At 65.5% G+C, this 20,415-nt stretch carries 20 protein-coding genes and 1 pseudogene; 10 read left to right on the forward strand and 11 right to left on the reverse strand.

Features of this window, described 5'->3' with window-relative positions:
* Nucleotides 1-142 precede the first annotated feature (142 nt).
* The gene (locus QGG75_09170) at nucleotides 143-1,078 is read right to left on the reverse strand and encodes an N-carbamoyl-D-amino-acid hydrolase (GenBank protein MDP6067408.1); all 936 of its coding nucleotides are present in this window, start codon (nucleotides 1,076-1,078) and stop codon (nucleotides 143-145) included.
* Between the two features lie 105 nt (nucleotides 1,079-1,183).
* On the opposite strand from QGG75_09170, the gene QGG75_09175 reads away from it, so the two are divergent.
* Complete coding sequence (locus QGG75_09175) at nucleotides 1,184-2,071, forward strand: DMT family transporter (GenBank protein ID MDP6067409.1); 888 nt, start codon at nucleotides 1,184-1,186, stop codon at nucleotides 2,069-2,071.
* A gap of 106 nt (nucleotides 2,072-2,177) precedes the next feature.
* On the opposite strand, the gene QGG75_09180 is transcribed toward QGG75_09175, so the two are convergent.
* From QGG75_09180 to oah, 7 genes are read right to left on the reverse strand one after another with little or no spacing between them, the layout of a single operon-like run.
* Complete coding sequence (locus QGG75_09180) at nucleotides 2,178-2,423, reverse strand: YfhL family 4Fe-4S dicluster ferredoxin (protein ID MDP6067410.1); 246 nt, start codon at nucleotides 2,421-2,423, stop codon at nucleotides 2,178-2,180.
* Nucleotides 2,424-2,451: 28 nt separating this feature from the next.
* Nucleotides 2,452-3,294 (reverse strand): benzoyl-CoA reductase subunit D, encoded by an 843-nt coding sequence (bcrD, locus tag QGG75_09185; protein ID MDP6067411.1) that lies wholly within the window; start codon nucleotides 3,292-3,294, stop codon nucleotides 2,452-2,454.
* Nucleotide 3,295: 1 nt separating this feature from the next.
* The gene (bcrA, locus tag QGG75_09190; protein ID MDP6067412.1) at nucleotides 3,296-4,609 is read right to left on the reverse strand and encodes a benzoyl-CoA reductase subunit A; all 1,314 of its coding nucleotides are present in this window, start codon (nucleotides 4,607-4,609) and stop codon (nucleotides 3,296-3,298) included.
* Nucleotides 4,610-4,626: 17 nt separating this feature from the next.
* Nucleotides 4,627-5,916 (reverse strand): benzoyl-CoA reductase subunit B, encoded by a 1,290-nt coding sequence (bcrB, locus tag QGG75_09195; protein ID MDP6067413.1) that lies wholly within the window; start codon nucleotides 5,914-5,916, stop codon nucleotides 4,627-4,629.
* A 1-nt stretch (nucleotide 5,917) separates the two neighbouring features.
* Nucleotides 5,918-7,081, reverse strand: a complete 1,164-nt coding sequence (gene bcrC / locus QGG75_09200; GenBank protein ID MDP6067414.1) for a benzoyl-CoA reductase subunit C — start codon at nucleotides 7,079-7,081, stop codon at nucleotides 5,918-5,920.
* 3 nt (nucleotides 7,082-7,084) lie between these two features.
* Nucleotides 7,085-7,855, reverse strand: coding sequence for a cyclohexa-1,5-dienecarbonyl-CoA hydratase (locus QGG75_09205; GenBank protein MDP6067415.1), 771 nt, complete (start codon nucleotides 7,853-7,855; stop codon nucleotides 7,085-7,087).
* Nucleotides 7,852-8,985: a 6-oxocyclohex-1-ene-1-carbonyl-CoA hydratase gene (gene oah / locus QGG75_09210; GenBank protein ID MDP6067416.1), complete on the reverse strand. Its 1,134-nt coding sequence runs from the start codon at nucleotides 8,983-8,985 to the stop codon at nucleotides 7,852-7,854. The genes QGG75_09205 and oah overlap by 4 nt, the downstream gene beginning before the upstream one ends.
* A gap of 276 nt (nucleotides 8,986-9,261) precedes the next feature.
* On the opposite strand from oah, the gene QGG75_09215 reads away from it, so the two are divergent.
* The 6 genes from QGG75_09215 to QGG75_09240 all read left to right on the forward strand — a co-directional run bounded on the left by QGG75_09215 (nucleotide 9,262) and on the right by QGG75_09240 (nucleotide 13,936).
* Entirely contained in the window at nucleotides 9,262-11,007 is a 1,746-nt protein-coding gene (locus QGG75_09215) for a 2-oxoacid:acceptor oxidoreductase subunit alpha (GenBank protein MDP6067417.1), read from the forward strand.
* Nucleotides 11,004-11,843 (forward strand): 2-oxoacid:ferredoxin oxidoreductase subunit beta, encoded by an 840-nt coding sequence (locus QGG75_09220; GenBank protein MDP6067418.1) that lies wholly within the window; start codon nucleotides 11,004-11,006, stop codon nucleotides 11,841-11,843. Before QGG75_09215 ends, QGG75_09220 begins: the two co-directional genes overlap by 4 nt.
* Nucleotides 11,840-12,367 carry a ferritin family protein gene (locus tag QGG75_09225; GenBank protein MDP6067419.1) on the forward strand — a complete coding sequence of 176 codons (528 nt, stop codon included), beginning with the start codon at nucleotides 11,840-11,842 and terminating at the stop codon, nucleotides 12,365-12,367. Before QGG75_09220 ends, QGG75_09225 begins: the two co-directional genes overlap by 4 nt.
* 17 nt (nucleotides 12,368-12,384) lie before the next feature.
* Complete coding sequence (locus tag QGG75_09230) at nucleotides 12,385-12,795, forward strand: RidA family protein (GenBank protein ID MDP6067420.1); 411 nt, start codon at nucleotides 12,385-12,387, stop codon at nucleotides 12,793-12,795.
* Nucleotides 12,796-12,981: 186 nt separating this feature from the next.
* Nucleotides 12,982-13,437 carry a GNAT family N-acetyltransferase gene (locus tag QGG75_09235; GenBank protein MDP6067421.1) on the forward strand — a complete coding sequence of 152 codons (456 nt, stop codon included), beginning with the start codon at nucleotides 12,982-12,984 and terminating at the stop codon, nucleotides 13,435-13,437.
* A 13-nt stretch (nucleotides 13,438-13,450) separates the two neighbouring features.
* Nucleotides 13,451-13,936, forward strand: coding sequence for an Rrf2 family transcriptional regulator (locus QGG75_09240; GenBank protein ID MDP6067422.1), 486 nt, complete (start codon nucleotides 13,451-13,453; stop codon nucleotides 13,934-13,936).
* A gap of 567 nt (nucleotides 13,937-14,503) precedes the next feature.
* Here QGG75_09240 and QGG75_09245 read toward each other — a convergent pair.
* Nucleotides 14,504-16,213 (reverse strand): aldehyde ferredoxin oxidoreductase C-terminal domain-containing protein, encoded by a 1,710-nt coding sequence (locus tag QGG75_09245; protein ID MDP6067423.1) that lies wholly within the window; start codon nucleotides 16,211-16,213, stop codon nucleotides 14,504-14,506.
* A gap of 149 nt (nucleotides 16,214-16,362) precedes the next feature.
* Here QGG75_09245 and QGG75_09250 point away from each other — a divergent pair.
* The 3 genes and pseudogenes from QGG75_09250 (at nucleotide 16,363) to QGG75_09260 (ending at nucleotide 18,971) form a co-directional block, all read left to right on the forward strand.
* Nucleotides 16,363-17,025 (forward strand): annotated as a pseudogene (locus tag QGG75_09250) (ABC transporter permease subunit).
* A 9-nt stretch (nucleotides 17,026-17,034) separates the two neighbouring features.
* Nucleotides 17,035-17,994, forward strand: a complete 960-nt coding sequence (locus tag QGG75_09255) for an ABC transporter ATP-binding protein (protein MDP6067424.1) — start codon at nucleotides 17,035-17,037, stop codon at nucleotides 17,992-17,994.
* The gene (locus QGG75_09260; protein ID MDP6067425.1) at nucleotides 17,994-18,971 is read left to right on the forward strand and encodes an ATP-binding cassette domain-containing protein; all 978 of its coding nucleotides are present in this window, start codon (nucleotides 17,994-17,996) and stop codon (nucleotides 18,969-18,971) included. Before QGG75_09255 ends, QGG75_09260 begins: the two co-directional genes overlap by 1 nt.
* A 43-nt stretch (nucleotides 18,972-19,014) precedes the next feature.
* Here the strand turns inward: QGG75_09260 and QGG75_09265 are convergent, their stop codons facing one another.
* Nucleotides 19,015-19,215: a hypothetical protein gene (locus QGG75_09265; GenBank protein ID MDP6067426.1), complete on the reverse strand. Its 201-nt coding sequence runs from the start codon at nucleotides 19,213-19,215 to the stop codon at nucleotides 19,015-19,017.
* Nucleotides 19,216-19,497: 282 nt separating this feature from the next.
* Nucleotides 19,498-20,415, reverse strand: a 918-nt coding sequence (gene groEL, locus QGG75_09270; GenBank protein ID MDP6067427.1) for a chaperonin GroEL, incomplete at its 5' end; no start/stop codon positions are given.

The following is a 20,415-nucleotide window of genomic DNA, read 5'->3' on the forward strand; positions in this document are numbered from 1 at the left end:
TTGCGGCATAGCTTGGGGGAAAACCTTTTCCCAGACCTCATCCCTGATGACGAAACGTCCCGTGTTCATCAAAACCTCCTTGCAAAAGGAAGTTTGAATCACTTTTTGACGCTCTTGGGAATCCCTTAAATGTCAACAGGCTCTAGTCGGGCGGCGTGACCCCGGTTTGGCCGGTGATCACGCCGTAGTGCTCGATGCGGCGGTGGGCCTCGAAGCTGAACATGGCATCGCGGTTGCGCAGGCAGATGTCCAGATCGCAGGCCGCCGAGATGAGCTCGTCTTCCTTGCTCGAACAAAGCGCCACGATCTCGCCCGAGGGTGCCACGATGGCGCTGCCGCCGATCAGATTGCAGCCTTCCTCGTCGCCGGCCTTGGCCACGCCCACCACCCAGGTGCCGTTCTGGTAGGCACCCGACTGCATGACCAAGTGGTTGTGAAAGCCGGCCAGGTCGTCGTAGGTGGAATCCCAGGGGATGTGGCCCGGCGTGTTGTAGCCCAGCAGCACCAGTTCCGCCCCCTTCAGCGCCAGCACCCGGTAGGTCTCGGGCCAGCGCCGGTCGTTGCAGATGCACATGCCCACGACGCCGCCCATGGTGCGCCAGGTGCCGAAACCAAGGTCGCCGACCTCGAAATAGCGCTTCTCCAGGTGTTGGAAGGGGAAGTGCGGCCGGTCGTCGGCGTGCCCGGGCAAGTGGACCTTGCGGTATTTGCCCACGATGCGGCCCTGCTTGTCGACCAGCACGGCTGTGTTGAAGCGGCGCTTCCCGCCCCCCTCCTCGACCAGTTCGGCATAACCCAGATAGAAGCCGATGCCAAGCTCGACGGCCAAATCGAAAAGCGGCCGGGTGGCGGCCGAGGGCATCTCGCGCTCGTAAAAAGCATCGAGCTCGTCTTCGTCATCGAGCCACCAGCGGGGGAAAAAACTGGTCAAGGCGAGTTCGGGAAAGCACACCAGATCGCAGCCCCGGCCATGGGCCTCGCGCATCAACTCCAGCAATCGGCCGACCACGGCCTGGCGGCTCTCAGTGCGCGCGATGGGACCGAGCTGGGCACCACCAACGGTAATGGTTCTGGACATGAGCGGGCTCCTTTCCCTAAAACCGACCAATTCTAACTCTCCCACCGGGCCCGTCCAACTTCGAGCTCGCCGCCCGTCCCGCTTCAACCCTTCCGGTAGCAGCCCTTGATTCCGCTTCGCGCCATCATCATCGCCGTCTGCATCCATATCCTCTGGGGCGCCAACCCGGTGGCGGTGAAGTTCGGCCTCTTGGCCTTTCCGCCGCTCTGGTCGGCCTTTATCCGTTTCGCCCTTGCCATCGCCTGTATCACCGTCTGGGCCTGTTTCAAAGAGATCCCGCTGTGGCCGCGCCGCGGCGAATGGCTGGGGCTGGGACTCTTGAGCCTTTTGTTCACGGTGCAGATTGCACTCATGAACTTCGGCATCGACATGACGACCAGCTCCATGTCTTCGGTGCTGCTGGCCACCCACCCGCTGTTCGCCGCCCTCTTTGCCCATTTGTTCATCGCCCGCGACCGGCTGACGCCGGTCAAGGTGGTGGGCCTATTGGTGGCCTTCTCGGGTGCCGGCGTGGTGCTGCTGCGCGACGCCGGCTTGGCTGGCCTGGACCTTGTCGCCATCGGCAACTGGGTGGTGCTGTTGAGCTCGGCGCTGCTGGGGGGGCGGTTGATCTATACCGCCGGATTGGCGCAGCGCATCGACACCTCGCGGCTGATGGTCTGGCAAATGGTGCTGTCGTTGGTGGCCTTCGGCGCCGGCGGCCTGGCTTTCGAGAGCATCCATTGGGCCCAAGTAGGCTGGCTGCCGCTGGCCGGCCTGGCCTACCAGGGCATCGTCATCGCCGGCCTGGGCTTCATGCTCAATACCTGGCTGATCAAGCACCACAGCCCCAGCACGATGGTCAGTTTCGGCTTTATCGCGCCCATCTCGGGCGTCGCGCTGAGCGTCTGGCTGCTCGGCGAGAGCCTGACCTCGATCCTGATTTTCGGCACCTTGGGCGTCGGTCTGGGGCTGGTGCTGATCACCCGCAAGGCCGCCGAACGCCCCTTATGAAAACATTGTGATCCCGTTACGGCCGGGACGCGGCGACGGCAAAAGAACTCGGCGCCAAAACACCCCCACCCTTCCCTCCCCCACAAAGCCGAATCTGGACAAGGCTTCAAGCCTGCATGGCCGCGTATTTGGCCTGCAGCTCGTCCGGGGTTTCGGGGAATTCGGGGTTGGCTTCGATGCAGTCGGCGGGGCAGACCAATTGGCACTGGGGCTCGTCTTCGTGGCCCACGCATTCGGTGCATTTGAAGGCGTCGATGACGTAGATCATCTCGCCCATGCTGATGGCCTCGTTGGGGCAGGGCTCGACGCAGGCGTCGCAATTGGTGCAGTCGTCCGTGATCATCAACGCCATGACCGGTATTCCTTGCGGCTTGGAGGAGTTACGAGGCTTTGTCGAGCTGGCCCAGCTCGGCCAGCTTGCGGTGGCGGAACTCGCCCCAGATGGCGGCGCCGATGGCCCCGGTATAGATCGAATCCGGGTGGCTGACGACCTCGCTACTGACCTTCTGCTCGGTCATCTGCTCGGCCATGGCGGCCACCAGGCCGCCGTCCTGGGCCAGGCCGCCCGATAGCAGCACGCGGCCCTCGGTGGCCTTGCTGGCCTTGAGCAACTTGACCAGGCGGCCGGCCATGGAGACGTGGATACCCTTGAGGATGTTGGCGGTCGAGATGTTGCGCGAAACCATGTTGATGACGTCGGTTTCGGCCAGCACGGCACAGATCGAGGAGACCACCTCGGGGTCGTCGGCCTGCTGGCTGAGCTCGCCCACCTCGTCGACCGAGACGCCCAAGTAGCGCGCGATGTTCTCGAGGAACTGGCCCGAACCGGAAGCGCACTGGCTGGTCATGCGGTAGCTCAGCACCTTGCCGCGCTCGTCGATGTTGATGGCCCTGCCGTGCAGGGCGCCGATGTCGAGCACCGCCTTGAGATCGTTTTCCAGGAACACCGCGCCGCGGGCATGAGTGGTCATGGAATAGAAATGCCCGGTGCGGAAGGGAACGTTCTCGCCCTCGCCCGTGGTGCCCACGTAGGCCACGTCGTCGGCCTTGACGCCGGCATCCGAGAGCACGCTCTCGTACCCCTCCCCGGCCAGCTTGTTGGGGTCGCGCCGGCGGATGCGATCGGCCCGCTTGGCCAACAGCGTCATCTGGTCGCCCTCGATCTCGAAGAGCACGGACTTGACGGCGCCGGTGCCGATGTCGATGCCTGCGGTGATGGTCATGTCAGTTCTCCACGGCGCGGCGAGCGAAGGTAGCGCCGCCCAGCGCGCCTGTATAGATCGATTCGGGGTCGATGTTGATGCCGATGTCGCCGTAGTTTTCGGCCACCAGATCGCGCAGCGCATCGACCGCGGCGGCGTTGTTGGCGACACCGCCGGTCCAGGTGAACTGGTCGCGGATGCCTCCCGAACGCGACAGGATCGACATGGCGCGCAGCACGATGGCCCGGTGCAGGCCGGAAAGAATGTCCTCCCGCGCCTCGCCCAGCGCCAGCCGGTCGCGAAGCTCCGCCCCGGCGAAGACGGTGCAGGTCGAGTTGATGCGGATGGTGCGTGTGGCCTTCTGGGCCAGGGGACCAAGCTCGTGCAAGCCCAGATTCATCTCGTCCGCAATGTACCCCAGGTAGCGGCCGCAGCCGGCGGCGCAGCGGTCGTTCATCTGGAAGCTCTCGACGATGCCGTTTTCGTCGACCTGGATGGCCTTGGTGTCCTGGCCGCCGATGTCGAGCACGGTGCGGGTGCCGGCGAACATGACGTGCGCGCCCAGCCCATGGCAGAGGATTTCCGAGCGGATGTGCTCCTTGGGGAAGGGCAGCGTGGCGCGGCCGTAGCCGGTGCCGACGACGTAGCGTTCGTCCAAGCCGGTGGCCAGTTCGCGCTCGACGTTGCCGCGCACCTCGGTGGCGGCTTCGCCGAGCTCGGGCATCTCGGCGAAGCTGCGATCGACGGCGCGCAGCACCTTGGCGTCGGTGCCCTCGGTATAGAGCCGGTTCTCGACCTCGATGATCGAGCGGTCGTAGATGTTGATCAGGGGATCGAAGGTCGTTCCCAACTCCTTGGCCACCTCTTCGCCCAACGCCACGTAGCGGCTGCCGGCGACGTCGCGGAAGAAGTCCGACTTGCGCTTGGCGCCGGCCGCGAACTGGTCGGGAGCATCGGCATGAAGGCGTTTGAATAGCTCGTCCAAGACTTCCCGGACGGCATCCCGGACGGCGGCAAAGCGGTCCAGATCGGTGGCACGCAAACAGGTTTCGTGCAGGTCTTCGAGCTGTTCGAGGAACTGTTCGAGGCGGAAGTTGCGGTTTACCGCATCGATGAACTCGTCGAGCCGGCCGGCCAGCGCCGCATTGCCCTCCAGCGAGCGGCCGAAGAGGTTGAAGCGGGCGTCGATCAGGGCCTCGTTCTTGGCCACCGCGGCGGCCGTGGCGTAGTTCGAGCGCGAATTGGTGATACCGCGGCCGAGCACCTCGCTACTCTCGTTGAGGACCACCGCCTTGGTGGTCGTCGAGCCGAGATCGATGCCGATGAAGCAGTCCATGTTTGCTCTCCCCTCCGCTAGGCGGCCATGCGTTTTTGGTTGATCATCTGGAAATAGCTCTCCAGGCGGTTCTTGAGGTTGGCGGCCGAGAAGTAGCGCGGATCCACCAGGTCCGATTCGATGAAGGCGCCGGGCTTGCCGGTCTGGGCCTCGACCTCGCGCATCAAAAGCAGCTGGCCGGCCGAGAAGCTGTTGCAGCTCTTGATCGAATTGATCAGCAGGCCGTCGGCCTCGTAGTCATTGATGTACTTGGCCAGCATGTCGGCCCGGGCCGGCAGGTTGAGGTTGGTGTAGCAGCCCAGGCAATAGTCGGCCAGGCTCTCGATGGGATTGACCGGATCGTGGCGGAAGCCGCCCTCGTAGACCCCGCCGACCTTGGTGTAGCTCGAGGCCACGACCACGGCGCCTTCTTCGTAGAACATCTTCCAGAACTCGCGGAAGCTGGTCCAGTTGGGTGGCCCCTCGACGACCAAGCGGTACTTTTCCTCGGTCAGTTCACCCTCGGGCGTGATCGGTCCCTGGCCGGCATCGAGGCGCGCCTTCACCTCGCTGCGCAGCGTGCGGTAGTAGTCGACCGCTCCCTCGGTGCCGCGGAAGGCGGTGAAGATGGGGCCGATGTAGTAGACGCCACCGAAGTAGGAATCGATGGGCGAGGGCTTGTTCTTGGCCGTCTCCAGCACCCAGACCAGATCGTCCTCGGCCTTGGCCGATTGCACCATGTACTGGCGCAGCCGATCGATGTCGAACTTGATGCCCGAGATGCGCTCGCAGGCCGGGATAACGTCTTCCTTGATCTGCTTGACCACGTAGTCGCGCATGTTCTGGGTGACCTCGCCGTCGGCTTGGTAGGGCACGTGCAGCATCACCGCCTCGCCGCCGAACTCGTCGCGCACCAGTTCGAACCACTTCATGAAGGTGAAGCAGCCGGTGTAAGAGAGCATGAGCAAGTCGGCCATGGGCAGGGGATCGCCGGTGGGACCCAGGTTGCCCTTCATCATCATGCCGAGATCGGCCTTGACGTAGGTGCAGACGTCCTCGGAGTGGCCCTGGCGTTCGGCCTCCATGATCATGGCGCCCGACTTCTTCATCATGCCATTACGCAGCGCATTGGTCTCGGGCGTGTTCGAGATCATGTCGAAGCACATGAAGAGCTCGTTCAAATTGCCCGGCACGAAGGTCGAGACGATCTTGCGCCCGGTCTCGCGGGAAGCGGCGAGATCGCGGTAGTTGCGCGCGATCATCTCCTTTTGCTTCCACATGCTGTCCTCTTTCTGGACTTCGGGCTGGGTCTTTTCGGCTTGAGCCATGTCACGCACTCCACAACTTGATGGAATCGGCGAAGGTGCCGGCTTGTTCACGAATGGGCTGCATCTGGCCCGAGTTCTCGGCGTACTGGAAGGCGGTGTAGGGAATGTCCGCCTCGGTCAGCTTGCGCGTCAGCATGGGCTGGTCCAAAAGCGCCGGGTCGCAGAAGCTGGGTGCCGCGAAGACCACGCCCTCGGCCTTGGTACGCCGGCAGATGTCGACCAGGAATTCCCCCTTGTCCTCGCCCTTTGCCACGTACTTCGACGCGGTCTCGGCCGAGTGGTGCAAGAAGGCATCGGCCAGGTTCTGCAGCGGATTGCCCTCGGTCGGCACGTCGTCCAAGAGCCAGCGGGTGACCAGCAACAGGTCGTCGTCGACGATGTAGCAGCCGGCCATTTCGATCGACTTGATCAGGCCCAGCGGCGGCTGTTCGCAGAAGGTGCCCTGCAGCACCACCCGGCAGTTGTCGCGCAGGGGCCGGTCGGCTTCCTCGACGGCGGCCAGGTAGTCGCGCAGCATCTGGGTATGCTCCTCCACCGGCAGCACCATGCCGGCCCGCATGAGCAAATAGACCTCGAAGGTCGAGGCCTTCCAGGGCTGGGCCGCGCGGTAGTCGTAAAGTTCTTGCATGACCTGGCGGTTTTCGTTGTAGAGGGCGATCGAGGCGCGGATCTCGTCGTCCGTGATGTCCTGGCCGCGCAGCTTGGCCAGGCCGTTGCGCAGTTCCTCCAGCTCGTGCACGTAGTAGCTGCCGCCGACGCCGTCGGAATAGTTCTGGGGCACGTCGAAATAGCGCGCGTACTTGTCCTTGAATAACATCTTCCACATGCCCGAAAGGTTGCGGATGACGTCGCAGATCGAGGGGAAAAGCATGCCGTCCAGGGCATCCAGGCGGCCGGTGATGCCGAGCTCGATGGTGGAGCGCGGGATGCGGCAGATGTAGGACTGATAATAGGCGTCGCCGTGGATGACCTCGAGCTGGTCGCCGCCGCCGACGATGCCCACCGGCAGCATGCCGGCGGCGTGGATGATCTCGCGCGGCACGTAGACCGGCATGTAGCCGATGGCATAGCGGTTCTCGCCCGCCGCTTTCCAGTCGCTGACGCAGGTGAAGTCCAGGTCGTCGAACAAGACCTGGCAGCGTCCGATGATTTCGTTAACCGACATGGTTCAACGATGCTCCCATTTGGGCTGACGCTTTTCGATGAAGGCCTGAAGGCCCTCATTGCCGTCGTGCGTCGCCATCAGATCCTCGAGATAGAGCTTCTCGACGGCATCGAGTTTGGCTTTCAGATCCTCGGCCTGACCGACGGCCAGGGCCTTGGTGGCTACCTTGAGCGCGGCCGAGGAAAGGCCGGCCAAGTGCTTGTCGAAATAGGCCAGCGCGGCCTCGCCGGGATCGCCGGCGACTTCGTTGACCAATCCCATGGCTTTGGCTTCGTCGGCCCGCAATGAGCGCCCGGAAAACAGAATGTCGGCAGCCTGGGCGCGGCCCACACGGGCCGCCAGCAAAACCGAAGCGGCCGGCGCGAAGACCGCCAGCTTGATTTCCGGCTGGCCCAGACGGGCGTCCTCGGCGCAGAAGATCAGATGCCCGGCCAGGGCCAGCTCGAGGCCACCGCCCAGGCACTGGCCCTGCACCGCCACGATGATGGGCAGGGGATATGCGGCCATGCGCAGCACCAGGGCGTGCAGGCCGGCCAGCATGGCCGGGGCCTCGGCCGGCAGGTGCTCCTCGACGCTGGCACCAAAGGAGAAATTCGGCCCCTCGGCATCCAGCAGCACGGCCGCCAGGCCGCTGGTCTCGGCATGTTCGGCCAAGGCCTTGGCCAGCGCCGCGATCATCTCGGCGTCGACGATGTTGGCCTTGGGCCGGTTGAGCCTGAGGCGCAGCAGCCGCCCCTCGCGGTCGAGCCAGACCTTGAGGGCGGGATCGCTCATCGGTCGTCCCGGCGATTTTGCGGCATCAGGCTCTCGATCAGCTCGACCGACCACGGCGTGCCCACGGCCAGGGCCTGCCTGAGCGCCACGAAGTCGGCCTCGCGGTCGTCCTTGGTGCCCTCGTTGAAGGCGCGGAAGCCGGTGCGGGCCTCGTTCATCATGTTGAGCGCCAGCCAGGCCCGCGAACCTTCCTTGTTGCGGTTCCAGTTTTCCAGCTTGGGTTTGCGCAATTCCTCGACCGTCTTGATCATGCATTCGGGGAAGGTGAGCAGGATCTTGGAACAAAGGGATTCGACTTTTTCGTCGAGCGCCGAGAGGTCCACCTCGCCCCGGGCCAGCAGCTCCTTCGCGGCCTTGGCCTCGGCGCCGGTCTTGAACTCGCCGACGATCATGCGGCCGAACTCGTCGAGGTAACGGTCGGTGATGACCAGCGGGTTGGCGACGTAGCCGCCGTCGACCTTGAGGGCCGGAGCGACGTCCATGATCATGCCCACATGGTAGGCCTTGTGGGCGCTCCAAACTTCGCACAGCGTGCCGGTCTCCATGGCGCGCTCGTTGCCGATCATCAGCGGCAGAAAGTCGGTGGCACCGCCGATAGGGGCGGATCCGTGCTTGGGGCCGGCCTGGCCAAAGCGCGCCATGTCCTGGGCGACGGTGAAGTCGCAGGCCATGCCGATTTCCTGGCCGCCGCCGATGCGCATGCCGTTGACGCGGCAAATGACGGGCTTGTCGCAGGTCAGGATCGAAGTCACCATGTCGTTGAAGAGCCTGAGGTACTGGCGGTACTCCTGCGGGTTGCCGGCGTAGTATTCGGCGTATTCCTTGGTGTTGCCGCCAGTGCAGAAGGCCCGGTCGCCGGCCCCGGTGAAGACCACGCAAACCACGTCACGGGCGTTGGAAGCGGCGCGGAAGGAGAGGATCGCGCCCTTCACCATGTCGGTGGTGTAGGAATTGAACTGCTTGGGATTGTCGAGCGTGATCCAGGCGTTGTAGAGCCCTTCGGCAACCTTGCCGTCAGGCGTCCGGGCCGGCTTTTTTTCGTAGGTAATGCCGGGAACCACGACACCGGGTACGATATCGTGGTCGATCAGATCGGGGGCGGTGGCTTCGATGATTTCCTGCACGGACATGGTAATACTCCCAAATCGGAGGCGCCTGCGCGCCTTGGCGATCGTTTGTGCTTGTGTTCTTAACGTATTGTTTGGGCTTGCTTTTTTTGTAGGGAACCGGGTCGGCTTTTGGTGTTGACGAAGCCTGCGTGGCAGCCTTATTATGCAAATCAGTACTACAATACCAATTAACGAGTCAAGGCCCCAAGATGTTTGTGGATAAGGCGATTACCAGACATCGGCGTTCGCCTGCGAATGGCGCCGCAAATGGGCGCGCCAGGTACGGGAGTTTGGCCCATGAAGGCTGATGAGGGGGCTGCCACGTCCCTTTCCATCGTGCTGGCCGGATCCGGCGGGGCCGGCGTCATCACGGCCGGCAACATGCTGATCGAGGCCGCCGTGGCGGCCGGCTGGTACGGCATGATGAGCCGCTCGTCGGGGCCCCAGATCCGCGGCGGCGAGGCCGCCTCGCTGATTCGCCTGGCCACCCGGCCCGTGGCCGCCCATCCCGACTGCTACGACATTTTGATAGCGCTCGATTGGCAGAACGTCGAACGCTTCGCGGCCGAGATCCCGCTGGGCCCGGATAGCCTGGTGGTGGGCGACGAGGCCGCCGGCGAGGTTCCCGCTTTCATCGAGGATTCCGGCGCCCGCTCGGCGGCGCTGCCATTCAAGAAAGGCGCCAAGGCCATCGAAGGCGGCCGGCCCAACATGATAGCCCTTGGCCTGGTGGCGACCCTGGCCGGGCTGCCCGACGAAGCTATCGACGAGGCGCTGACCAAGGTCCTCGGCGCCAAACGGCCCGAAGCCGTGGCCGCCAGCCGGGCCGCGGTTGCCGTCGGCGCCGCGGCGGCCCGCGAACTGCCGGCGGTCAAGCCCCTGGCGGCACCGGCCGACGAGAAAGGCGAACGCTGGCTGATCAGCGGCAACGAGGCGGCCGGGCTGGGCGCCATCAGGGGCGGCGTGCGCTTCGTCGCCGCCTACCCCATTACGCCGGCCACCGAGATCCTGGAATGGATGGCCCCGGCACTGACCCGCGTCGGCGGAACGCTGGTGCAGGCCGAGGACGAGCTGGCCTCGATCAACATGGTGATCGGTGCCTCCTTCGGCGGCACGCCGGCGCTGACCGCCACTTCGGGGCCGGGCATGGCGCTGATGACGGAGCCCCTGGGCCTGGCCGTGGCGGCCGAGGTGCCGCTGGTGGTGGTCAACGTCATGCGCGGCGGCCCGTCGACCGGCATCCCGACAAAATCGGAGCAGTCCGACCTGGCCGCCGCCTTGCACGGCCTGCCCGGCGACGCGCCGCACCTGGTGCTGGCGCCCAATTCGGTGGCTGATTGCCTGTTCACCGCCCAATGGGCCGTGCATCTGGCCGAGGCCCTGCAGGTGCCGGCCATCGTGCTCTCGGATCAGTCGCTGGGCCAGGCCCGGGCGGCCATGGCCCAGCCCGCCGACCTCGCCTTTTTTGCCCAGCGCCAGAAGCTGCCGGTCGGCGGCATCGAGGCCGAGGCCTATGAACGTTACGAGCTTACCGCCTCGGGAGTCTCGGCCATGGCCATTCCCGGCACTCCGGGCGGCCAGTACACGGCCGACGGCCTGGAGCACAACAGCCGCGGCACGCCTTCGAGCCAGAACAGCGACCATTCGGCCCAGCTCAACAAGCGCCGCTACAAGCTGGATGCGCATGACTACGGCAACCACTGGGCCGAGGTCGAGGGTAGTGGCGAGGTCGCCATTATCACCTGGGGTTCATGTACCGGCCCGGCCCGCGAGGCCCTGGCGCTGGCCGCCGCCGAGGGCCTGGAGGCACGGCTGGTGTCGATCCGCCTGCTGGCCCCGGCCCGTCCCGAGCCGCTGGCGGCGGCGCTGGAGGGCACGGATCGGGCGCTGATGGTCGAGCAGACCCATTCCGGTCAGTTCCGCCAGTACCTGAAAGCCAACTATGCGCTGCCGCCCAGGCTCGACCACTTCTGCCACCCCGGGCCGCTGCCCGTCCGGCCGGGCCAAATTCATCAGGCGCTGAGGGAGTTGAGCCGATCATGACCAGCGAGACCGCAAGTCAAGCCAAGCGCAGCCCGCGCGACTACAAATCCGACATCAAGCCGGTCTGGTGTCCGGGCTGCGGCGATTATTCCGTGCTGATGTCGATCTCCAAGGCCCTGGCCGAAATCGGCGCGGCACCCGAGGAAGTGGCCATCATTTCCGGCATCGGCTGCTCGTCGCGCATCCCGGCCTATTCCAGCACCTACGGCTTCCACGGCGTGCACGGCCGGGCGCTGCCGCTGGCCACCGGCCTCAAGGTGGCCCGGCCCGACCTTTTGGTACTCGCCGCCGGCGGCGACGGCGACGGCTTTTCCATCGGTGGCAACCATTTCCTGCATGCCTGCCGGCGCAACATCGACATCACCTACATCGTCATGGACAACAAGGTCTACGGCATGACCAAGGGCCAGCCCTCGCCCACCACCGAGCCCGATTGGGACAGCGCGCTGGCGCCCGGCGGCACCGGCATCAGCCCCTTCCGGCCCCTGGTCATAGCGCTGGCTGCCGGGGCCAACTTCATCGCCCGGGGCTTTGCCGGCGATCCCAACCGGGTGACCCGCCTGATCGTCGAGGCCATCCGCCATCCCGGCTTTTCCTTCGTCGAGATCCTCAGCCCCTGCGTCACCTTCCGGCCCGACCAGCGCGATTGGAAGCAGACCACCCACGAGGCGGCGGTGGAGGGCACCGACGATCCGGGCCGGGCGGCGCGGCGCCTGATGACCGACGACGGCTTCAACGTCGGCGTGCTCTATTACGGCCAGCGCCAACCCTTTCAGCCTTCGTTGGAAGGCAGCGGCGAGAGCGTCGCCGATCTGGAACGGGAGTTCGTGCTGTGAGCGCCGCCGACCGCCTGGCCATCGACGACTTGGGCGAGTTCCTGGCCCACGCCGGGGCCCTGGAACGCGAGGCTTTGGAACGCTACGAGGAACTGGCCTCGCAGATGGAGGTGCACAACAACCCCGAGGTGGCGGAGCTGTTTGCCAAGCTGGCCGAGATCGAGAAGAAGCACATGGCCAAGATCGAGGCTCGCTCGGGCGGCGTCGAGGTGCCGCACGTGGCGCCCTGGGAATACAAGTGGGAAGACCCCGAAGGCCCGGAAACCGCCCAGACCTTCGATGCCCATTACCTGATGACGCCCTATCACGCGCTGCAAATGGCGCTCAAGGCGGAGCGCAAGGCGGCCGAGTTCTTGAACCTGGTGGCCAGCCGCACGGCCAACGAAAAGGTGCGCCAGATGGCCACCGAGATGGCCGCCGAGGAACGCGAGCACGTCGAACTGGTGCGCCAGTGGCTGGCCCGCTACCCCAAACCCGAAGACGGCTGGGACGAGGACTTCGACCCGCCGATCCTACCCGACTGACAGCGGAGGCAAAGAAGATGGCAGACCAAGACCACATGGAAATCCTCATGCCCGAGGGCTGGATCCCGCCGGTGGGCTATTCCAACGGCATCGCGGCGCGCGGCCGCATGGTCTTCATCGCCGGCCAGGTGGGCTGGGACGAGAAGCAGGTCTTTCCCGGTGACGACGTGGCGCCGCAGTTCGAACAGGCGCTCAAGAACATCATCGCCGTGCTGGCCGAGGCCGGCGGCAAGCCCGAACACATCTGCCGCATCACGGCGTTCTGTTGCGACAAGCCGGCCTACCTGGAGGCGCGGCGCGATTTGCGCGGCATCTGGAAGCGGCTGATGGGCGATCATTACCCCTGCATGAGCATGATCTTCGTCTCGGACTTGCTCGACAGCCCCGGCAAGGTCGAGCTCGAAGCCACCGCGGTGGTGCCGGATTAGCGGGGATCTCATTCCATGAGATCCCCGCTAGTCTTTTTCGCTCACGGCAGCGGACCCGAAGGTCCGCGCAACCGCGTGCGCGCCGGAGGGCCGGCGGGCCGCAAAACCGAGCTTTGGCGCGGCCTTGAGCGATTCACATCAAATGTGAATCGCTCCATTGGCGGCGCCGGAGCCAGGTAGGCGACCGTGACCCGCCCGCCGGTTACCGTGCGCGAGGCGGCGCCCGACGACCTGGCGGCGCTGATCGCGCTCGACGAGGTTACCTCGGGACTGGCCAAGCCCGACTACTGGCGCGACCTGTTCGCGCGCTATGTGGAGGGTGTGGCGGCCAATCGTTACGTGCTGGTGGCGGAGAGCGAAGGCCGGCTGATCGGCTTCGTCACCGGCGCCGTCAGGGCCTGGGAATTCGGCTCGCCGCCCTCGGGCTGGATCTTCGGCATCGGCGTGGCGCCCGAGCGCCGCGAGCACGGCATCGGCCGCCGCCTGGTGCAGGAACTTTGCCGCCGCTTCCGGGCCGCCGGCGTCGACACCGTGCGCACTTCGGTCTCGCGCCGCGACACGCTGAACCTGGCTTTCTTCCGCAGCTTCGGCCTCACCGCCGGGGCTTACGTCCAGCTCGAGATGGCGCTGGACAGCATCTGACGGCGACGTCCGCATGAAACTGCAACGCTCGACAATTTTCGCCCTCTACGCCGTGCTGGAGCTGGCCCGCGATCCCACCGCCCAGCTCGCCACCGGCGAGATCGCCGCGCGCTACGGCATCTCGGCCCACCACCTGGCCAAGGTCATGCGCCAGTTGGTCAGGGCGCGCCTGATCCGCTCGGCCCGCGGCGCCGGCGGCGGCTACCGCCTGGCCGTCAACCCGGGCCGGGTGACACTGATGGACGTCGTGGCGATCTTCGAGGAGCGCCTGACCAGTGCCTTCGACGACGAAGGCACTGGTGACGATGGCAGCGGCGCGATCGGCGACATCGGCCTGGCGCTGCAGGCCGTGCGTGACGAGATCGAGGATTTGACCCGGGCGACGCTGGCTTCGATCACGCTGGCCACCCTGGTCGAGAGCGCCGGCCGCCTGGCGGCCGCGCCCAAGGCCGAGACCGGGGACACCTCGGCGCAACCCGTGCTGGCGCCGCTGACCTGACGGTCCCGCGAAAACGAACCTGAAGACGGTGGGATTGAGCGCGGCGGGCCCGATCGCCATCGCGACAGCCTTTGCCAGCGGCCTGCTCCACCGGCCGGCGGCGGCACTTTATGGGCTTGATCCCCTTCTCCATGACCGCCCCCTGCTCCCCTGGCAGGGAATTCGGTGGATACAGAGGTGGAAACGGAACATTCCCTCGAATAGCGTCTGCCTCAGCAACACGGAGGAGGAACCATGGGCAGGAAGCCGGGGCCGAAAATGGGCCCCACTGAGAGTGCCAATTAAGTATGGTGTCCCCTGAACCCGCGGAACCCGGAACCCGCGGAACCCCCGGAACCCCGCGGCCTCGATGAGTTTCGGGGACAGGAACGCCTAAGCAGTTGAAATTATTGACATAGTTTCGGGGACAGGGACCATTCTCCATTCTCAGGGACCATTCTTAGCCGACCGGGCACCGCCCGGCGCCGGGGGCAAGGCCGGCCGCCGCCGCGCCAGAGGCGCGGAAACCTGCGTGGCGCCTGAACGCAGGCGGTCCCGCCGGGACCGCCGTCACCTAAACCTCGAACTTCAGTTCCACCAAGCCTCTCTGATGGCGTTGATTTCGGCCGCCTCATGGCGGGCTGTCTTGCCGGTGGGAGCGAGGGCTTCGGTGACGAAGAATGCCGGCAGTTCATCGTCTTCGACGGTGAAGCCGGCGGCCTTGTTGAACTGGTCTTCCAGCTTCAGCGCCTCGACGCCGAGGGCGGGCACGAAGGAGGCTTCCAGAGCGGTGCCGAAGGCGGCGTTGATGGTGTCGACGAGCAGCTGGGAATTGGTCTCGGTGACGGAGCGGCCGAAAATACAGAGCCCCAGCGAATCCGCGGCGGCGCAGTTCACCTGGCTTTCCAGGCTGACCTTGGTGAGCTCTTCGGTGGACATGTCCGCGCAGCGAAAGCCCGGCTGGTTGCCTACGGTATGGTCGGCGCCCATGGCTGTCAGCATCATGGAGATGCCGGTGACTTCGATGACGCGGGGGTCATAGGCGCTGATGCCCTGTTTTTTGATGGCCGGGATGCGGGCGACCTTGAAATGCTCGCCGACGCGTTGCGTCCCTTGGGCGTAGATACGGCCGTTTTCGTTGCCGGCGCGAATGTCTTCCAGAACCTTCATCATGAAGGATTCGTCGCCGAATTCGCCGACGCCGGCTTCCATCAGCACGCCGATGGTGCAGCCGATTTCGATGGTATCGATGCCCAGATCGTTGGCCACCTGGTTGACCCGCGCCACCTGGTCGGGGTGCGTCAGGCCGCAATTGGTGCCTATCAGGCCGATGGTTTCGTATTCCAGCGGCGCCGTCAGTTCCGCGCCATTCTCATCGACGAAGATGTTGGAGCAGCGCACCAGGCAGCCCGCCATGCAGGCGTGCGTGGTCTCGCCGCCACGGGATTTGTTGAGCTCGTGAATGTGGGTGCCGCCCAACTCGAAGGTCTGCTCGCCGGGGTCTACCTGTTGGCCAAGGCTGAAGTTGTTGGTCGGCAGACCGCCGAGTTTGTTGGTCAAATCGGCGACGATGGCGGTGCCGTAATCGGCGAAGGTCTGGACGGCGGCTTCGGCTTCCAGTTTGCTGCCATAGTCCTTGACGTGGCTCATCAATTTCTTGCGGTCGACGAAGGTCGGCATCTTGATGTTGTCGAGGATGACGGCCTTGATCTTTTTCGAGCCCATTACCGCGCCCACACCGCCGCGGGCGGCAAACCGGGTCGGTGCGCCTTCGGGGTCGGGGAAGGCGATGCCCGAGACCAGGCCGAGGTATTCGCCGACCGGACCGCAGAGCGCGAAGCTGGTTTTGTCGCCATATTTTTCGACCAGCAGCGCCGCCGCCGCGAAATTGCTTTTGCCCATGTAGGGCGCGGCGTCGTCCCAACTGACCGAACCGTCCTTCTGGATGTGTATCACCACCCAGTCGTCGGCGGCCTGGCGCAAGGTGATGCCGGAAATTTCGTTCTGGCCCATGGCGTAGGCAAAGGTGCCGCCCGAATTGGCTTCCTTGATGCCCCCCGTCAGCGGGCTCTTGCAGCCCACGCTGATACGGTTGGCGTTGGAAAAGTTGGTGCCGGCAAATGGTCCCGACGAAAATATCAAGGGATTGGCCGGCGACAGCGGATCAACTGTCGCCACGCCCTCGTCCAGCAGCGTTCTGGCGATCAGCCAGCGACCGGCACGCGCCAGGTCCTCCCCTGCAACGGTTTTGCTCGTCACTTCACGGCTGGCCAGATCGAGGGTGAGGTGTTTACGCATAGCGGGGTTCCTAGGAGGCAATGGGTCATAAGGGGAGAGGCGAATTCTAGACCGATTCGAACCCAGATGTGAGTCCTGTTCAAGGGTTAAGCAGGCGTGGCAACAGCGTCAAGGCATCGGCGATGGCCAGCCCGCCCGATTTGGCGCACCCCTTCGGCACCGACGCCAACGGCCGCGACATGCTGGCCCGGGTGCTCTATGGCGGCCGCATCTCGCTGCTGGTGGGCCTGGCGGCGACCATCGTCAGCGTCGTCATCGGCATGGCCTGGGGGGCCACGGCGGGCTACCTGGGCGGCCGCACCGATGCCCTCATGATGCGCATCGTCGATATCCTTTACGCCCTTCCCTTCATGTTCTTCGTCATCCTCTTGATGGTCTATTTCGGCCGCCACATAGTGCTCATCTTCGTCGCCATCGGCGTCGTCGAGTGGCTCGACATGGCGCGCATCGTGCGCGGCCAGGCCATGGGCCTCAAGCACAAGGAATTCGTCGAGGCGGCCCGGGCCGTGGGCACGCCCGAATTCACCATCGTGCGCCGCCACATCATGCCCAACACGCTGGGGCCGGTGACGGTGTTCGCCACCTTGACGGTGCCCAAGGTTATTTTGTTCGAAAGTTTCCTTTCGTTTCTCGGGCTCGGTGTGCAGGAGCCCATGACGAGCTGGGGCGTGCTGATCAGCGAGGGCGCGACGCAGATGGAGACGGCGCCCTGGACGCTGATCTTTCCCACGCTGTTTCTCGCCGCGACGCTGTTTTGCCTCAACTTCATCGGCGACAGCTTGCGTGACGCCTTGGATCCCAAGCAGCGCTGACGGCGGAACATGGCAACAGTGCTGCAAATCACTGACCTCTGCGTCGAATTCGCCACGCCCGAGGGGCCGGTGCGGGCCGTCCGCGGCGTCGATCTGGAGCTGGAAAGCGGCCAGACCCTTGGTATCGTCGGGGAATCTGGATGCGGCAAGAGCCAGGTGTTCTTGTCCGTCTTCGGCCTGCTGGCCGGCAACGGCCAGGCCGCCGGTAGCGTCCGTTTCGAGGGCCGCGAGGTGCTGGGCCGGCCGGCCGAACTGGCGGCACTGCGCGGCGACCGCATGGCCATGATCTTCCAGGACCCGATGACTTCGCTCAATCCCTACCTGCGCATCGGCCAGCAGCTGGCCGAGGTGCTGCAGGTGCACCGGGGCTGTGACCGCCGCCAGGCCCGGCGGCGGGCCGTCGAGGTCATGGGCCGCGTCGGCCTGGCCGAGGCCGAGCGGCGCGCAGAATTGTACCCGCATGAGTTTTCCGGCGGCATGCGCCAGCGCGTGATGATCGCCATGGCGCTGCTGACGGAGCCGGCCCTGATCGTCGCCGACGAGCCGACAACGGCGCTCGACGTCACCGTGCAGGCCCAGATCCTGGAGCTTTTCCACGATCTCCGCCACAGCGCCGACAGCGCCATCGTGCTGATCAGCAACGATCTCGGGGTGGTCGCCGAGCTTTGTCAGCAGATCGCCGTGATGTACGCCGGCCGCATCGTCGAGACAGGCGCCGCGGCGGCGCTGCTGCGCCAGCCGGCCCACCCCTATACCCAGGCCCTGCTGGCTTCGGTGCCGCGCCTCGACCGGCCGGCGGCGGAAAATCTCGTGGCCATCGAGGGCCAGCCTCCCGACCTGGCCGACGAGCTGCCGGGCTGTGCCTTCGCCGAACGTTGCCAGCACGCCCGGCCGGCCTGCCAGAGCGAGCGCCCGGCGCTGCGGCCTTTGCCCGGCGGCGGCAAGGCTGCCTGCCTCATGCTGGCCTGATGACGGCAGCGCTGCTGCAGGTCGAGGGACTGTCGGTGAGCTTTGCCGGCCGCGCCGGCCGCCGCCGCCAAGCACCGCTGCGGGCGCTGAGCGACGTGAGCTTCGCGCTGGAGGCCGGCCAGACGCTGGGAGTAGTGGGCGAATCGGGCTGCGGCAAGTCGACGCTGGCCCGCGCCATCCTGCACCTGATCGCGCCCAGCGCCGGCCAGGTTCGCTGGCAGGGCCGCGACCAGGCGGGGCTCAGCACGACCGAGTTGCGGCACTGCCGCCGCCAGATGCAGATCGTCTTCCAGGACCCGCTGGCGGCTCTCAATCCGCGCTTCACGGCCGGCGAGATCATCGCCGAGCCCTTGCGCAACTTCGAGCCGGCGCTGGACCGGGCCGGGCGCGCCGCCCGGGTGGCGGCGGCGATGCGCCAAGTGGGGCTGACGCCGGCCCTGGTCAACCGCTATCCCCACGAGTTCTCGGGCGGCCAGTGCCAGCGCCTCGGCATCGCCCGGGCGGTGGTGCTGAGGCCCCAGCTGCTGGTCTGGGACGAGCCTGTCAGCGCGCTCGACGTCTCGATCCAGGCCCAGATCATCGAACTGCTGGCCCAATTGCAGGGCGAGCTCGATTTGGCGCTGATCTTCATCTCCCACGATCTGGCCGTGGTGCGCCACGTCAGCCAGCGCGTGCTGGTGCTCTACCTGGGCCGGGTCATGGAATTGGCCGAGCGCACGACGCTCTTTGCCAACCCCCGCCACCCCTATACCCGGGCCCTGCTGGCGGCCGCGCCGGTGCCCGACCCGCAGCAACAGCGCCAGCGCCGCACGGTGCTTGGCGGCGAGGCACCGTCACCGCTCGATCCCCCCAGCGGCTGCCCCTTCGAAAGCCGCTGTGCCGAGGCCGAGGCGCTTTGCGCCAGAAAGCTGCCACAGCTGATCGAAGCCAGCCCCGGCCACTTCGTGGCCTGCCACAAGTGGCTTGCCACAAAGTGACCTGAACGGCGCTCGGTGAGCCGCAACCCGGGAGAAAAGCGGGCTAAGCTACGTTCTGTTTGGAATCGTCGTCGTCGGCTTCGGCCGGTTCGTTGGCGGCCGTCGAAAGCCGCTCGATAACGTCGAGATCGGCTTCAGTCGTGTGGTGGATTTGCCCAGCCCTGAGCACCCACATGAAAACCATCACGGCAATGCCGCCAACCACCAGAATCAGCGGCAAAATAACAAACATACTCGACGTCATGACCTGTCGTCTCCCAGCATCCAAGATCTCTCAGGCCGCTTCGTCCACCACTCAAAGCGACTCCACCAGTAACGACGCAACAAGGTCGATCATACCTGAGCCAGGAAATAATTTCGAGCCCAGTTTTGTCGCGAACTCAAAAAAAACCCTCTTCTGGCAAAAAAAAGGGCCGCTGCAGCGGCCCACAGAGAGCAAAAAAAGGGGCCGCCGCCGCGGCCCACCGGGAGCAAAAAAAAGGGGCCGCCGCAGCGGCCCCTTGCGATTGTCTCGGCTGGGCTCCGCCTAGAAGCCCATGTCACCCATGCCACCGCCCGGCGGCATGGCCGGCATGGCGTCCTTCTTCTCCGGTACTTCGGCCACCATGGCCTCGGTGGTGACCAGCAGCCCGGCCACTGACGCCGCGTCTTGCAGTGCCGTGCGCACCACCTTGGTGGGGTCGATGATACCGGCCTTGACCATGTCGACGTACTTCTCGCCCTGGGCATCGAAGCCGCGCTTGGTGTCCGTCTGCTCGTTCAGCTTGCCCGCCACCACGGCGCCGTCGAAACCGGCATTCTCGACGATCTGGCGCAGCGGGGCCTGCAACGAGCGGCGCACGATGTCGACGCCCTTCGACTGGTCGTCGTTCTCGCCGACCGTCTTCTTGAGGGCCCGCACGGCATAGAGGAGCGCCGTGCCGCCACCCGGCACGATGCCCTCCTCGACCGCCGCCCGGGTCGAATGAAGGGCGTCGTCGACGCGGTCCTTGCGTTCCTTGACCTCGATTTCGGTGGCTCCGCCGACCTTGATCACGGCGACGCCGCCGGCCAGCTTGGCCAGCCGTTCCTGCAGCTTCTCGCGGTCGTAATCGGACGAGGTTTCCTCGGCCTGCTGGCGGATCTGGGTGCAGCGCGCCTGGATCTCCTTCTTCTTGCCGACGCCGTCGACGATGACGGTGTCGTCCTTGTTGATGACCACCGTTTTGGCGCTGCCCAGCATGTCCATGGAGACGTTCTCCAGCTTGATGCCGAGATCCTCGGAGATCACCTGACCGCCGGTCAGCACGGCGATGTCCTGCAACATGGCCTTGCGCCGGTCACCGAAGCCCGGTGCCTTGACGGCCGCCACCTTGAGGCCGCCGCGCAGCTTGTTGACCACCAGCGTGGCCAGGGCCTCGCCCTCGACGTCCTCGGCGATGATCATCAGCGGCCGCGACGACTG

Source organism: Alphaproteobacteria bacterium, assembly GCA_030740435.1.
Lineage (GTDB): Bacteria > Pseudomonadota > Alphaproteobacteria > UBA2966 > UBA2966.

What these genes read in the sequence shown, in the direction of transcription:
- QGG75_09260 (MDP6067425.1), top strand. Translation starts at nt 17,994, where the DNA reads ATGACGGCAGCGCTGCTGCAGGTCGAGGGACTGTCGGTGAGCTTTGCC.
- bcrB (MDP6067413.1), bottom strand. Translation starts at nt 5,916, where the DNA reads ATGGCTCAAGCCGAAAAGACCCAGCCCGAAGTCCAGAAAGAGGACAGC.
- QGG75_09170 (MDP6067408.1), bottom strand. Translation starts at nt 1,078, where the DNA reads ATGTCCAGAACCATTACCGTTGGTGGTGCCCAGCTCGGTCCCATCGCG.
- QGG75_09245 (MDP6067423.1), bottom strand. Translation starts at nt 16,213, where the DNA reads ATGCGTAAACACCTCACCCTCGATCTGGCCAGCCGTGAAGTGACGAGC.
- bcrD (MDP6067411.1), bottom strand. Translation starts at nt 3,294, where the DNA reads ATGACCATCACCGCAGGCATCGACATCGGCACCGGCGCCGTCAAGTCC.
- oah (MDP6067416.1), bottom strand. Translation starts at nt 8,985, where the DNA reads ATGTCCGTGCAGGAAATCATCGAAGCCACCGCCCCCGATCTGATCGAC.
- QGG75_09220 (MDP6067418.1), top strand. Translation starts at nt 11,004, where the DNA reads ATGACCAGCGAGACCGCAAGTCAAGCCAAGCGCAGCCCGCGCGACTAC.
- QGG75_09215 (MDP6067417.1), top strand. Translation starts at nt 9,262, where the DNA reads ATGAAGGCTGATGAGGGGGCTGCCACGTCCCTTTCCATCGTGCTGGCC.
- bcrA (MDP6067412.1), bottom strand. Translation starts at nt 4,609, where the DNA reads ATGGACTGCTTCATCGGCATCGATCTCGGCTCGACGACCACCAAGGCG.
- QGG75_09255 (MDP6067424.1), top strand. Translation starts at nt 17,035, where the DNA reads ATGGCAACAGTGCTGCAAATCACTGACCTCTGCGTCGAATTCGCCACG.
- QGG75_09180 (MDP6067410.1), bottom strand. Translation starts at nt 2,423, where the DNA reads ATGGCGTTGATGATCACGGACGACTGCACCAATTGCGACGCCTGCGTC.
- QGG75_09205 (MDP6067415.1), bottom strand. Translation starts at nt 7,855, where the DNA reads ATGAGCGATCCCGCCCTCAAGGTCTGGCTCGACCGCGAGGGGCGGCTG.
- bcrC (MDP6067414.1), bottom strand. Translation starts at nt 7,081, where the DNA reads ATGTCGGTTAACGAAATCATCGGACGCTGCCAGGTCTTGTTCGACGAC.
- QGG75_09240 (MDP6067422.1), top strand. Translation starts at nt 13,451, where the DNA reads ATGAAACTGCAACGCTCGACAATTTTCGCCCTCTACGCCGTGCTGGAG.
- QGG75_09230 (MDP6067420.1), top strand. Translation starts at nt 12,385, where the DNA reads ATGGCAGACCAAGACCACATGGAAATCCTCATGCCCGAGGGCTGGATC.
- QGG75_09265 (MDP6067426.1), bottom strand. Translation starts at nt 19,215, where the DNA reads ATGACGTCGAGTATGTTTGTTATTTTGCCGCTGATTCTGGTGGTTGGC.